This is a genomic window from Xanthomonas sp. NCPPB 2933 (genome assembly GCF_056725225.1).
Genome location: NZ_CM161518.1, coordinates 4,392,760 through 4,406,874 on the forward strand (window position 1 = coordinate 4,392,760; position 14,115 = coordinate 4,406,874).

The following is a 14,115-nucleotide window of genomic DNA, read 5'->3' on the forward strand; positions in this document are numbered from 1 at the left end:
TCTTGTCTAACCATGACTCGCCGCAGGGTGCGCTGCCTTGCGTGGCTAACCCGACACACCGGTCGTCAGGACGCACTGCACAAGGCAGCAGCACGATGACATGCAGATGGGCCGGCATCAGCCCATCGACACACGCCCAAGCCGCGTGCGTGGTACGTCACCTGTCCGCGCTCGCACGGCCCTGCGTCTCCATGCGAGCGATGCCGCGCAGATCGGCTCGCACTCAGGTGCGCAGGAATATCTCCACACGCCGATTGAGCTGCCGCCCGCCCGGGTTGTCCTGTCCATTGAGCGTATTCGGTGCTACCGGCTGCGATTCGCCGTAGCCCTTTGCGCCGGCCGACTGCGCGGCACCGCGTGTGCGTAATGCGGCCAGTACCGCATCGGCGCGGCGCTCGGACAGCGCTTGGTTATAGGCGTCGCTGCCCTTGGCATCGGTATGCCCGCGCACTTGCATGTCCTTGGTGCTGACCTTGCCGAGTGCGGCGGCCAGCACGTCCAGTACGCGCACGGCATCGGGGCGGATCTCGGCCTTGTCGAAGTCGAACAGGATGCGCTCGTTCAAGGTGATCAGATAGCCGCACGGCGCACCGGGAGGTGCGAATTTCTGCAGCAGCGGAAAGCGCCCGGCGGGCGGCACCTTCGGCAGCGGCGGCATGCGTACCTCGCGCGGCGGTGTGCCGACGGTACCGGTGCCATCGCCGCGGTTCTGCACCAGCCCGTCCGGGCCGTTCCAGGTTCCCGAACCGTCGGCGTTGATGGTGATCAGGCCGCGTGGACCGTTCCAGGTGCCGCTGCCATCGCCGTGATTGTTGACCAAGCCGCTCTTGTCGCTATTCCAGGTACCCGCACCCTTGGCGTCCAGGCTGATCAGACCGGCCGGGCCGTTGTAGGAGCCGGCACCATTGGCCTGCACCTGGATGATCGCATCGTCGCCACCGGCGCCGCTCGCATTGATGGTGCCGCTGCCGTCGGCGTTGACGCTGATCAGGCCGCCCTCGAAGTTGGCGGTGCCGCTGCCGTCGGCCTTGAGGTCGAACAGCCCGCCGTCGCCGTTGCGCAGCAGATTGCCGTTGGCATCGACGCTGGTGATGCCGGCATCGTTGATCAGCGTGCCGCCATCGCCGCAACGTGCCGGCGCAACGCTGACGCCTTCGATCGGGTCGAGAATGTCCTGCAGCGAGGCTTCCAGCGCGCGTTGCGCCGGGGTCACGCCGGCGATGTCCGGCACCACGATCAACGGGATGGACGGGAACTCGGGCACCGCCTCATCGGTGGCCGGCGGCGCATCGGATGTACGCGCTGCAGTCTGCGCGGCCGGCGGCATTGCACCCGCAGCGTCTGCCGCGCTCTTCTGACCTTCGCCGCGGCCGCAACCGGCCAGCAGCAAGGGCACCCAGATCACTGCCGACAGCGTCTTGCGCATCGCGTCTTCCTTGTTGGAGCGTGTTCGAGAGAACCGCCTGATAGCATGAGACTGGTAAACAATGCGCTAAGAACGGCGAACAACACCGCTGCGCGGCTGCCAGGCGTGAGTGCAGTGATTTTGTCGGCCATTTTTTGGTGAATGCAGTCAAAAGCCTAGTTAGTCGAGGGCGCGGTGCCCTCACCGCTCGCGGGACACGCCGTGAATCCATCCCTGGAGGCTCGGTAGCGGCATCCATGCCGCCACACGGTCCCGCAATCGGCGAGGACACCGCACCAGACAGGTTGCTGGTTACTTTATTGAGGACAGGACACGGCGTCAGCCAGTCTGCTGGTTGCCTTATTTAAAACACTGCACATCGACCATCTCGACTAGCCCTTGCCCGCCCACCGTCGCGGGACCTTACGCGGCATGGATGCCGCGTAAGAGCCTACACGGACGTACTTGCGGCGTGTCCTGCGATGGTGGGCGGGCAAGGGCCCTGCAGCCAACTCGCAGCGTCGAGGGCGCGGTGCCCTCACCGCTCGCGGGACACGCCGTGAACCCATCCCTGGGGGCTCGGTGGCGGCATCCATGCCGCCACACGGTCCCGCAATCGGCGAGGACACCGCACCAGACAGTTATAGGTTGCCTTGTTGAAAGCCTGCCTATTTCTCGGCTTGTCTTGGAAGCTGATCGGGCGCGCCGTCACCTAAACCACGCACGTCATGCATTGCTTGCACCATGCAAAACGACACTCTCGACTGGTCCTTGCCCGCCCACCGTCGCGGGACCTTACGCGGCATGGATGCCGCGTAAGAGCTTACAAGGACGTACTTGCAGCGTGTCCTGCGATGGTGGGCGAGCAAGGGCCCTGCAACCAACTCGCAGCGTCAAGGGCGCGGTGCCCTCACCAGAGAGTTGGCCGGCTGTTTTCTTGAACGCAACACCATGCGCACCGACCATTCGCTGACAACAACGGCGTTTCAATTCTGCTTGCTTTCAGAACGTTGCCGAGGGTGCAGCCGGTATCTCGCCTTGCGCGCCGTGCGCACTCGTGTTTCCCGCCTCCTCGGCCTGCAGCTGCGCATGCAGGATGCGGCGAATCTCCAGAATCGCCTGCGGCGTTTCCTGCACGCTATGCCAGGAGGTCACCACCAGTTCCGACTCGGCGCCCTGCAAATGTGCGCTGCGATAAGGCACCAGACCATCGTCGGAATCGGCCAGCGGCACCTGCGGTTTTTCGCGCCCGACGATGGTGTGGTAATGCACCTGTGGGGAGATCGGCAGGTCCATGCTGGCGCGCACGAACGGGTCGGTATCGCGCAGGTTGTCGATGCTGGTCGGCGGCAACAGCCGGCCTTTGCGTCGCGGATCGCCGCCCTGCCCGTCACGCTCGCTGTTGGCCAAGTCCTGCAGCACATCGCCGAAGCGATCCAGCAAGGCGATCGGCAAACGCACCAGGCGGCCGACAAAGCGCCCCAGCCCGCCTTCGGCCAACGGCGTGCCGCGATGCGGCGCGGCGATGAAGATGGCGCGGTCGACCTGCGGCAGTGGCGAAAAATGCAGCAGCGGCGACAACTTCGCGCGCACGCGTGCGCCGCGCTCGCCTTCCAACCGGTAGTTTTCCAGCAATGAATTCCACAACGTGTCGCCGGAAGACGACACCAGCAAGCGCCCGATCACCCCGCCCATGCTGTGGCCGATCAACACCATATCGTGCGATGCGATCGCAGTGCCGGCCGGGTCGAAGTGCTGCAGGCTGCGCTCCACCAATGCATGGATTTCTGCGCGGTTGACCGCCACCGGCGCGTTGGTCGGGTAATACACCTGCCAGATCTGATAGCGCTGGCGCAGCGTTTCATCGCCCATCACCTCGTTGGCGACATTGACCCAGGCTTCCGGGCTGCTGGCCAGCCCGTGCAGCATCAGCAGCACGCGTCGGTCCGGATCGTAGGGCTGCATCAGATACAGATGCGGGCGATCGATGCCGCGCGCACTGCCCAGCATCGAGCGCAACGACTGCGCGGCAAAACCGGATTTGGCCAGCCACAAGCCATAGGCGGCAGTGAAGTTGGCCGCCAGCGGCACGCGCTGCCCATGCAGCACCACCTCGTTCTGGCGATACGGGTCGTACGGCACCACAGTGGCGATGTTGCCGCGTAGCACGGCATCCAGCGTCTCGCCTTCGAAACGCAGCAGCAGCGTGGCCGGTGCGTACGGCATCTCGCTGAAAGTGGGCAACGGGCGCTCTGGCGATGCGACTGCAGTGGCGGCTTGTTGCAAGGCCAGCCCGGCGGGATCGCCGACCACTTGCGGGTCCACTTCGGCCACCAGCTCGGCACCGAAGCCATCGCGCCGATAGGTGCTGCGCAGTCCGTTGAAGCGCAAGGCCGAGGCGGCGAAGATTGCGCGTGGCGTGTTGCCGCCGCCCGGTAACCGATACGCAGACATGTCGATACCGACCTGCCAGCGGCCTATGCTGGTCGGTTCGCGCTCGCTCTGGCCGGTCTGCTGCGCGCGTGCGAACAGGCGTTCGATCACCTGCTGCACGGCGTAGTTGTAATAGTCGCGCACCTGCGTCTGGCGATTTTCAAACGCACGCGCACTCGGCGCCCGATCGGTGAAAAACAGGTACGCGTACGCATGCCGCGCGGCTTCCAGCCAGGCGTCGACTGCTGCGTCGCTCATCGTTGTCGGGTCGCGCCCGCCCAAGGCAATCGCATGCGCGGTCCATAGCTCGGCTTGCGTTGCCAGACGGCGCTCGTCGCCGATGCCCGCCACGCTGGTGAGTTGCTGCAGGCAGGGCAGCGGGTCGCTGCGGCAGGCCTTGGGTTGCAGCCCGGCCACCTGCAGGGTCTCGCTGCTGGCCTGGCTCAACGCGCCGGTGCTGAGCACATCTCCGCGTGTACGCGCGATGTAGTCGCCGCTGCTGTGCGATTGCACCGTGACCATGGCACAGCCGCTCAGCAACAGGCTGCCCAGCACACCCGCCAACAATGCAGCGGTGCGGCGTCCACGCAGGCGCGACGTCACCGGGGTGCGCTCGTGGTGGCAGCAGGCGCCGGGGCCTGCGGCATGCCGACACGAATACGCTCGGAGAAATCTGCCGCCTTATCGGCTGCGATCGCACGTGCGGTGAAATGCCCGCGCTGCTTCAAGGTGGCAAAATCGTAGCCGGGCAGCAGGCCCTGATGATCGTAGGCGTATGCGTCCACGTAGCCGGACAGCAGCAGGCGATGATCCAGCGGCAGCGTCGGCTGCAATTGCCGCGCCAGCGCAAACACAATCGTGGTGCAGTTGCTGGTGAGCGTGTTGTAGAACGCCGGGGCGCGATTCAAGTCGTTGGCCATGCGCACATAACCCATGAACATGCGGCGCAGACCGGCCTTGGGAATCGCCAGCCGATACAGATACATGTCCTCGCCACGCACGTTGGTCCGCACGCGCAGAATGTCGCGCTCGTCGGCGGCCACCAGGGTTTCTTCGAAGCTGCGGAAAAACCCGCCCAATGCAGAAAACGACTCGCCGCGTTCCTTGCGGATTTCCAGCGAGAACACCACGTGCGAGCCGTCGTCGAAGCCGAACGACACCAGCGTGTGCGCAATGGCAGGCCCCATCCAGTACGACAGCGCCAGATCTGCGCTGACCAGACGGTCCAGATCGTACTGGCGGGTTTCCCAACGCGGCTGGTAGTCGGTTTCGCTCTGCCAATCGAAATTGCGCACGCTGCGCAATGTGACGATGTTGCCGTGCACTTCGGGCTGCAGCCGCTGTGCAACATCGTCGGCCCAGTCGCGGTCCTGGCTGGGCTGCATCATCCACCACGACACCGCCAGCACCGCAAACGCCGCACTGAAGATGCCCACCAACGCCCAGTTCTCGCGGCCACGGCGCAGGCCCCACAACGCCGCCAGCGCCATCGCGCACCACGAGCCCACCCAGGCCGCGCGCACGAACGCATTGCCAGTGATCGCGAAGTAGATCGCAAGTCCACCCCATAGCGCGGCCAGCACCAGCGCCACGCGCAGCGCCCAGCGACCGAGGCGGGACCGCGTGGCCGGTGTCATCGGGTGCCGCCTTCCGGCACCTGCATGCCCAGCGCATGCATCAGCAGATCGGCCGAGCGATGGGCAAGCCGTTTGCGTTCGGATTCGTCATTGCCACGCAGGCAACTGCCCAGCATGTCGATCACCAGCAGCAACTGCTCGTCGTCGACATCGGCGCGGCACAGGCCGGCGTCGCGGGCACGATGCACGAACGGCAGGAAGATGCGCACCACACGCCGGTCGGCCGCTTCCACGGCCGGGTGCGCGCGTTCGATCGAACGCCAGAAATCCACCAGCGGTGCGGATTGGGCGATGTGCTCGGCCACGTCGTGCAGCAGCACGGCCAGCCCGTCCGGGCGCTCGCCCAGATCGGCGGCCAGCCGCTCCAGCCCGTCCAGGCCGCGGGTCATCAGCGCGGTCATCAGCGCGAGCCGATCGGGAAAATTGCGATACAGCGTAGCGCGGCCAAGGCCGGCACGTTCGACCACCAGTTCCAGCGGGGCATTGACGCCGTGTTCGCTGAACACTTCGTCGGCGGCATCGAGTATCTGCCGGCGGCGCAGCGCGGCATCAGGGCGGGGAGTCGTCATGGCGGCATTATCGGACAGATTTGTCCGGTAACGCCAGAGTCCGCTTGACGAATCCGCACCCTCTCCGACCAACGGTCTGATCCGGCCGTCGGAGCGGACGGCCGGAGCAGCAGACCGGATCAGCCGGTGTTCTGCACGCCTTGCGAGACGCCGTTGACGCAGGCGACCAGTGCGCGCAGCAGCTCGTCGTCTTCGCCATCGGTGGCACGCCAGCGTTGCAGCAGATCCACCTGCAACACGCTGATCGGGTCGATGTAGGGGTTGCGCAGGCGGATCGACAAGGCCAGCCGCGGGTCGTGCTGCAGCAGCGATTGCTGCCCCGTCAACGCCTTCACCCAGCCCTTGGTCAGCGCCAGTTCGTCGCGAATGCCCGGGAAAAAGCGCTCATGCAGTTCACCCGACAGCCGCGAAAACAGCTCGGCGATGTTGAGATCGCCCTTCGACAGCACCATCGCCACGTCGTCCAGAAAGGTGCGGAAGAACGGCCAGTCCTGCGCCATCTCGCGCAAGGTCTCTTCATGTCCCGCATCCACTGCCGCCTGCAGGCCGCTGCCCACGCCGTACCAGCCCGGGATCACCGCACGCGCCTGGCTCCACGCGAACACCCACGGAATCGCGCGCAGGTTGGACAACGCCGCGTCCTGGCCCAGGCGCCGCGACGGGCGCGAACCCAGGGTCATGCGTTCGATCACGTCGATCGGCGTGGCGCGGCGGAAATACTGCATGAAATCCGGCGCGCCAACGAACGCGCGATACGCCACGGTGCTTTGTTCGGCGACCAGATCCATCACCGGCCGCCAGCGATCCTCGCGTGGCTCGGGCGCACGCGGGCGCAGGCTGGAGAGCAGCACCGCGCCGGTCATCTGTTCCAGCGAGCGCAATGCCAAGGCACGAATGCCGTACTTGCGATGGATCACCTCGCCCTGCTCGGTGACGCGCAGGCGGCCATCGACACTACCGCGCGGTGCGGCATCCAGCGCGCGGCTGGTCTTGCCGCCGCCACGCGCGATCGAGCCGCCACGGCCGTGGAAGAAGGTCAGCCGCACGCCCAACTCGGCAGCAGCTTCAAGCAATTCCACCTGCGCGCGCTGCAGGCCCCAACGCGAGGCGGTGATGCCACCGTCCTTGCCGCTGTCCGAATAGCCCAGCATCACCATCTGCGTATCGCCGCGCGCGGCCAGATGCTGGCGATAGACCGGATCGGCGAGCAGATCCTGCACGGTGCCGGTGCCGCCGCGCAGATCGTCCACGGTTTCGAACAGCGGCACGATATCCAGCGGCACGGCGCCGGCGTCGTCGACCAGGCCCCCGCGTCGCGCCAGCGCGAGCACGGTGAGTACGTCGGCGCGGTTGTGCGCCATCGAGATGATATAGCTGCCCAGCGCATCGGCGCCGTGGCGGCTGCGTGCATCTGCGAGCGCGGCGAACACCGCATCCAGCCGTGCATTGCCTTCGTCGGCTACGCGCGGCAGCACCTGCTCGCCGGAGGCATACGGGCCGAGCAAGGCAGCGCGCTGCTTGGCGTCCTGGTCGTCCCAATCGGCCTGGCCCAATGCATCGGCCACCGCACGCGCATGCACGCTCGATTCCTGGCGCACATCCAGACGGGCCAGATGGAAGCCGAACGTGCGCACGCGCCACAACAGACGGCGCACCGCGAACCAACCGGCGTGCAGCCCCTTGTTGGCCTGCAGGCTGTCCAGGATCAATTGCAGATCGTGTTCCAGCTCGGACGGTGCGGTGTAGGCGCCCTCGGCATCGTCCAGCGTGGCCTGCAGACGCGCGCGCATCAGATCGTTGAGCAGCCGGTACGGCATGTCGCCATGGCGCGGGCGCGAGCGTGCGGCGTCCTCCGGCAGCAGTGCGCGGTAGCGCTCCAGTTGCTCGCTCAATTCCGCACTGACTGCCACCAGCGTGGTCGACTGGCTGAGCAGGCTGGCCAGTTGCCACAGCTCGTTTCGATAGCGATCCAGCACCGCGCGTCGCTGCGCATCCAGCGTGCCGGCAATGGTGGTGGCATCCACATTGGGATTGCCATCCATGTCGCCGCCCACCCAGGTGCCGAAGCGCAGCAGGCGCGGTAGGGTCGGCACGCTGCCGTAGGTTTCTTCGATGGCGTGTTCGAGGGTTTCGTACATCACCGGCACCACGCGATACAGCACCTGGGTGAGATAGAACCCCACATGCTCGCGCTCGTCTTCCACGGTGGGACGCACCGGCGAGGAATCGGCGGTCTGCCAGGAGGCGGTCAGGGCCATGCGGAAGCGCGCCGCATCGGTGGCGCGCTCGTTGGGCGTGCGCATGCCATCCAGGTTGTCGACCAGGCTGGCGACCATCAGCTGTTCTTTTTCCAGCAGCGCGCGCCGCACCGCTTCGGTGGGGTGCGCGGTGAACACCGGCTCCACGTCGATACGCGGCAGCCATTCGCTGAGTTCGTCCAGCGTCACGCCCTGCGCCTTGAGCCGGCGCAATGCATCGTGCAAGCCATCCGGCTGCGGGGTGTCGGTACTGCTGCGCTGGTACTCGCGGCGGCGGCGGATGCGATGCACGCGCTCGGCGATGTTGACCACCTGGAAATAAGTGCTGAAGGCCCGCACCAACGACTCGGCTTCGCGCGGCTCGCGTCCGGTCAGTTGCTCGCTCAGCGTGGACGGCGGTGCATCGCCCTCGCGCCGCGCAATCGCCGTGGTGCGGACATGTTCGATCTCTTCGAGGAATTCCGCAGAGACCTGCTCGGCGAGCAGATCACCGACCAGTGCACCGAGCCGACGCACATCGTCGCGCAAGGCAAGATCGGGGGTAGCGAACACAAGACTGCTGCGGTACTCGTTCATCGGAAACGCACACCCTCTTCAAGCGCAAAGTCGTCGAAGACTAACCCAAAAGGATTAGATGGTTGCGACAAGCGCGACGGTTTCAACGCCAACCATCGCGTACCAGAGCCCCCTATCGATGGCTCTCGTAGGAGCGCGCTCGCGCGCGACGTGGCTTTCCCGGTAATGCCCCGTCGCGGGCAAGCCCGCTCCTCCGCGGTGTGGCTGTCCTGGTCATGCCCCGTCGCGCCCAGGTGCGTTCCTACGGGTGATCGCGAGAATCGTGTGGACGCCGCAGCGAATCTTCCCGGGACGCGCGGCGGCCGCATCCACCGTAGGAGCGCACCCGGGCGCGACGAAGCTTTATCGGTGACGCCTCATCGCGCGCGAGCGCGCTCCTACGGGTGCCAGCGCACTCTCGATCAACGCGTGCGCGTCGCGCCGGTCTCCTTCACCGGCTCGCCGAGATTGGTCTTCAACCATTGCTCGCTCTCGGCCAGCATCTGCAGGATCGATTGCCGCGCACGGTAGGCATGCGACTCGTTGGGCAGCATCACCAGGCGTGCGTTACCGCCCAGCCCCTTGATCGCAGCGAACATGCGCTCGCTCTGAATCGGGAAGGTGCCGGTGTTGTTGTCGTCCTGGCCGTGGATCAGCAGCAGCGGGTCCTTGATCTTGTCGGCGTAGTTGAACGGCGACATCGCCTGATACACCGATTGCGCCTGCCAGTAATTGCGTTCTTCGGCCTGAAAACCGAATGGCGTGAGCGTGCGGTTGTAGGCACCACTGCGCGCGATGCCGGCCTTGAACAACCGCGTATGCGCGAGCAGATTGGCGGTCATGAAAGCGCCGTACGAATGCCCGCCGATGGCGATGTGTTCGCGGTCGGTGACACCGCGTCGCACCACTTCGTCCACCGCCGCCTGCGCGTCGGCGATCAACTGCGGCACATAGGTGTCGTTGGGTTCGGCATCGCCTTCGCCGACGATCGGCATGGTCGGGTTGTTGAGCACCACATAACCGATCGCCAGAAACGCCTGCGGCCCCCAGTAGCTGATCGCATTGAAGCGGTACGGCGAGTCGGTGACCTGGCTGGCGGTGTCGGCACTCTTGAACTCACCCGGGTAGGCCCACATCAGCAGCGGCCGCGGGCCATCACGCTTGGGGTCGTATCCGGGCGGCAGCAGCAGCGTGGCGGTGAGGTCCACGCCATCGGCGCGTTTGTAACGGATCTGCTCCTTCTGCACGCCGCGCAACTGCGGCAGGGGATGCGCGAAATGCGTCAACGCGCGCGGCGCAGGCGCTGCATCGCCCAGTGCCTGCACGAAGTAATTGGCCGGCTCCTCGGGCGATTCGCGGCTGAGCAGCAACTGCGTGCCCTGCGCATCCAGCAATGCCAGCGGCGCGGAATAGGTCGGCGCCTGGGAATGGAACAGACGCGCGGCGCGTTTGCTCTGCAGATCGAAGCGATCCACGAACGGGCGATCGCCTTCCGGCGAGGCGCCCTTGCCGAGCAGAAACAGGCTGTTGCCATCGGCACCGGTCTGCAGCAGCGCGCGGCCCTTGCCATCGGCCACCGTCGCCGGCGTGCCGGGGTCGTTGTAGCGGTCCTGCGAGGAACGGTCCCACAGCAGTTCGGGTGCGCGCTGCGGCTGATCCGGCGCGATGCGCCACTGTTTGGTGCGGCGGGTCTTCCACCAGCTCTCGCTGAGGATGGCCAGATCGCCCCGGCCCCACTGGATGCCGTCAAAACGGCTGCCCAACTGCGCCAGCGTCACCGGTGCACGCGCGAACGGCGCGGCCTGCATCAGCACCGCATCGCGGATCTTGCTGGAGCGTGCCGGGTCGCCATCGTCCTGCGCTTCGGCCCAGACCAGCGTGGCCGGTGCATCAACGCGCCAGGCGATATCGCGCACGCCGGTGGGCACTGCGTCGTTGCCGGTCGGCAGGCCTTCCACCAGCGGCAACTTGGCGATCTGCCGAACCAGCTTGCCCTGCAGGTCCAGCACTTCGATGCGACGCGCGAAATTGTCCACCGGCACCACATACGAGAACGGCCGCTCGCTGCGTTCGCTCAGGATGTAACGGCCATCCGGCGACACCGACAGATTGAGATAGATGCCGGGCGCGGCAATCGGGCGGACCTGCCCGGTGACGCTGACGATGATCGGCTGGCCGGTGGCGTAGTACTCGAATACGCGCGCATCGGCCTCGTTGCGCAGCAGGTCCTGATAGGTCGGCAGCGAACGCACGCCGGCGGCGGCGCTGGTCTGCTGGGTCGCAGGACCGTCCGGCACCGCATCGCGCGTGGGCGGCGCGCCCTGCCCTGCCACTTGCTGCTGAACCAGCAGCCCGCTGCCATCGGGCAACCAGCCCAACTCGTCGTTGACGCTGGTGTTCAAGCCGGCCACCAGACGCCGCGCCTGCCCGGCCGACACATCCACCAGCCACAGCTCGTTTGCACCGCTGGTCGCATCCTCGCGGCGGAACGCCAGGTAGCGTTGATCCGGCGACCAGCTCAACGTAGCCAGCGACAGTGGCGACGGCAGCCCGGCAATCTGCCGCTCGCTGCCGTCGGCTACCGACAGCAGCCACAGCTTGCCGGCGAAGGCAAACCGGCTGCTGGTGAAGGTCTTGGGATGGATGCGCAGACCGGCCAGCTTGAGCTCGGGCTGGGCGACCTCGGCGATATCCGGCAGCGCCGGCATTTGCAGCATCGCAGCCAGATCACGTTTCGGCGAGATGTGCAGTAGTGGCGCGCGCGGTGCGTCCACCACCGCCTGCAGCGCCTTGGAGGGCAACTGGTACCCGCTGGCCGCCGCAGTGGGTTGCACAGTTGGCGTGCTGGCCGCCGATGCCAGCAGCGGCGCGCTCAGCGCCAACACGCCCGCCCACGCCCACGTGTATTGCCGCCTGCCCTGCGCATTCCGCTTTGCCTGCATTGTCCGTCCCCGGTCTCGATCGACCCTGGACCATAGCAGCCGTTGGTCGGCGACTCCCCTGCCGTTGGTTGGGGGTCATGCCAATTGATGCCGGCCAATTCATGCCGGAGGGGGGTGCTGCCGATATAATCAACGCTCTCGTCGAGGGGCGCTGCGACCGGTATGGCGGACTGATCCGCCAACTGCACAAACCGTGCAGGCAATACGGCCAGGCTCGACAAGCATTCATCGTTCAACGGCGCCCCGAATTGCAGACATTGATCTGCTTACCGGAGCTATTGCATGAACGCTGTCACGAAAATCGCCCCACATACCGACTACAAGGTCGCCGACCTCTCCCTGGCCGATTGGGGCCGCAAGGAGCTGGACATCGCCGAGCACGAGATGCCGGGCCTGATGTCGATCCGCCGCAAGCATGCGCAGAGCAAGCCGCTGAAGGACGTGCGCATCACCGGCTCGCTGCACATGACCATCCAGACCGCCGTGCTGATCGAAACGCTCAAGGACATCGGCGCCAACGTGCGCTGGGCCTCGTGCAACATCTTCTCCACCCAGGACCATGCCGCCGCCGCGATCGCGGTCACCGGCACCCCCGTGTTCGCCTGGAAGGGCGAGACGCTGGAAGAGTATTGGGACTGCACCCTCGACGCGCTGACCTTCACCCTGCCCGACGGCACCCAGACCGGTCCGGAACTGGTGGTGGACGACGGTGGCGACGTCACTCTGTTGATCCACAAGGGCTATGAGCTCGAAAACGGTTCGACCTGGGTCGACGAGCCGGCGGCTTCGCACGAAGAAGGCGTGATCAAGGCGCTGCTCAAGCGCGTTGCCGTCGAGCGTCCGGGGTACTGGACCCGCGTGGTCAAGGACTGGAAGGGCGTCTCCGAAGAGACCACCACCGGCGTGCACCGCCTGTACCAGATCGCCGAGGCCGGCAAGCTGCTGATCCCGGCCATCAACGTCAACGACTCGGTCACCAAGAGCAAGTTCGACAACCTCTACGGCTGCCGCGAGTCGCTGGCCGATGGCCTGAAGCGCGCGATGGACGTGATGCTGGCCGGCAAGGTTGCCGTGGTCTGCGGTTACGGCGACGTCGGCAAGGGCAGTGCCGCCTCGCTGCGCGCCTATGGCGCCCGCGTCATCGTGACCGAGATCGACCCGATCTGCGCCCTGCAGGCGTCGATGGAAGGCTTCGAAGTCAACACCATCGAATCCACCCTAGGCCGCGGCGACATCTATGTCACCACCACCGGCAACAAGGACATCATCACCGTCGAGCACCTGCAGGCGATGAAGGACCAGGCCATCGTGTGCAACATCGGCCACTTCGACAACGAGATCCAGGTCGATGCGCTGAACGCACTGCCGGGCGTCGAGAAGATCAACATCAAGCCGCAGGTCGACAAGTACGTGTTCGGCAACGGCAACGCGATCTTCCTGCTGGCCGACGGCCGCCTGGTGAACCTGGGCTGCGCCACCGGCCACCCGAGCTTCGTGATGTCCAACTCGTTCGCCAACCAGACCCTGGCGCAGATCGACCTGTGGGAAAAGCGCGACAGCTACGAAAAGAAGGTCTACATCCTGCCCAAGCACCTGGATGAAGAAGTGGCCCGCCTGCACCTGGAGAAGATCGGCGTCAAGCTGACCACCCTGACCAAGGACCAGGCCGATTACCTCGGCGTGGACGTGGCTGGCCCTTACAAGCCGGATCATTACCGCTACTGATCACCTGGGCTGATGATTGGCCGGATGTCACAGGTTGAGCAGAACGGGCGCCGAAAGGCGCCCGTTTTCTTTGTAGGATGCTGGATGGCTATGCGTAGAAGCGGACCCACATGGCAATCAAACTATGCTCGCAACATGCGGCGACATCAAGGCGCGTCGCAAGTGCAACGCCTTGAGCAACACCATGGAAACTCAAGAGCTCCCGCGATAGCTTTGCCGTGGGCGTGCCAGCTATTCCTGTATGCGATACTCACTCAAGGCTTGCAAATTACCCGGCGTGGCGGCAAGACTGACCGATAACTACGTAACACCCATCGTCGAAAGGAAACAACATGGGCGGCTTTAGCATCTGGCACTGGATCATCGTTCTCTTCTTTTTTTTCAGCATCGCTGCTGTCATCAGCCTGATCGTCTGGGTCGCAAAGCGGGCGTCGCGCAAATCACCAATCGCGACGACAGGGTCAGCAGTGCCAAAGACCGCTCAATCCAGACTGTTGGAACTGGACACGCTAAGGTCCCAGCAGCTGATCACGGACTCGGAATATCACCAGCGCCGCACCGACATCCTGAGCGAAATCTGAGCAGCAGCTG

Annotated in this window: 8 protein-coding genes and 1 riboswitch; of the genes, 2 read left to right on the plus strand and 6 right to left on the minus strand. The window is 65.5% G+C overall.

All coding sequences use genetic code 11. The features are described from left to right. Nucleotides 1-223: 223 nt before the first annotated feature. The 6 genes from AC1PLU_RS18510 to AC1PLU_RS18535 all read right to left on the minus strand — a co-directional run bounded on the left by AC1PLU_RS18510 (nt 224) and on the right by AC1PLU_RS18535 (nt 11,799). Nucleotides 224-1,426 (minus strand): OmpA family protein, encoded by a 1,203-nt coding sequence (locus tag AC1PLU_RS18510; RefSeq protein WP_481106935.1) that lies wholly within the window; start codon nt 1,424-1,426, stop codon nt 224-226. Between the two features lie 981 nt (nt 1,427-2,407). Next, complete coding sequence (locus tag AC1PLU_RS18515; protein WP_481093620.1) at nt 2,408-4,360, minus strand: esterase/lipase family protein; 1,953 nt, start codon at nt 4,358-4,360, stop codon at nt 2,408-2,410. A gap of 77 nt (nt 4,361-4,437) precedes the next feature. After that, nucleotides 4,438-5,475 (minus strand): Lnb N-terminal periplasmic domain-containing protein, encoded by a 1,038-nt coding sequence (locus AC1PLU_RS18520; protein ID WP_481093500.1) that lies wholly within the window; start codon nt 5,473-5,475, stop codon nt 4,438-4,440. Next, nucleotides 5,472-6,044 carry a TetR/AcrR family transcriptional regulator gene (locus AC1PLU_RS18525; protein WP_006450143.1) on the minus strand — a complete coding sequence of 191 codons (573 nt, stop codon included), beginning with the start codon at nt 6,042-6,044 and terminating at the stop codon, nt 5,472-5,474. Before AC1PLU_RS18525 ends, AC1PLU_RS18520 begins: the two co-directional genes overlap by 4 nt. A 119-nt stretch (nt 6,045-6,163) precedes the next feature. After that, a complete protein-coding gene (gene ppc, locus AC1PLU_RS18530; protein WP_481106936.1) occupies nt 6,164-8,878 on the minus strand; it encodes a phosphoenolpyruvate carboxylase in 2,715 nt (904 codons plus the stop codon). Nucleotides 8,879-9,279: 401 nt separating this feature from the next. Further along, on the minus strand, nt 9,280-11,799 hold the full coding sequence (locus tag AC1PLU_RS18535) for a S9 family peptidase (RefSeq protein WP_481106937.1): 2,520 nt from the start codon (nt 11,797-11,799) through the stop codon (nt 9,280-9,282). A 137-nt stretch (nt 11,800-11,936) separates the two neighbouring features. Beyond that, nucleotides 11,937-12,050: riboswitch (S-adenosyl-L-homocysteine riboswitch) on the plus strand. 31 nt (nt 12,051-12,081) lie between these two features. Between AC1PLU_RS18535 and ahcY the strand changes: the two genes are divergently transcribed. After that, on the plus strand, nt 12,082-13,524 hold the full coding sequence (gene ahcY, locus AC1PLU_RS18540) for an adenosylhomocysteinase (protein WP_268212726.1): 1,443 nt from the start codon (nt 12,082-12,084) through the stop codon (nt 13,522-13,524). Nucleotides 13,525-13,856: 332 nt separating this feature from the next. After that, nucleotides 13,857-14,105, plus strand: coding sequence for a hypothetical protein (locus AC1PLU_RS18545; RefSeq protein ID WP_481106938.1), 249 nt, complete (start codon nt 13,857-13,859; stop codon nt 14,103-14,105). The last annotated feature ends 10 nt before the right edge of the window (nt 14,106-14,115 follow it).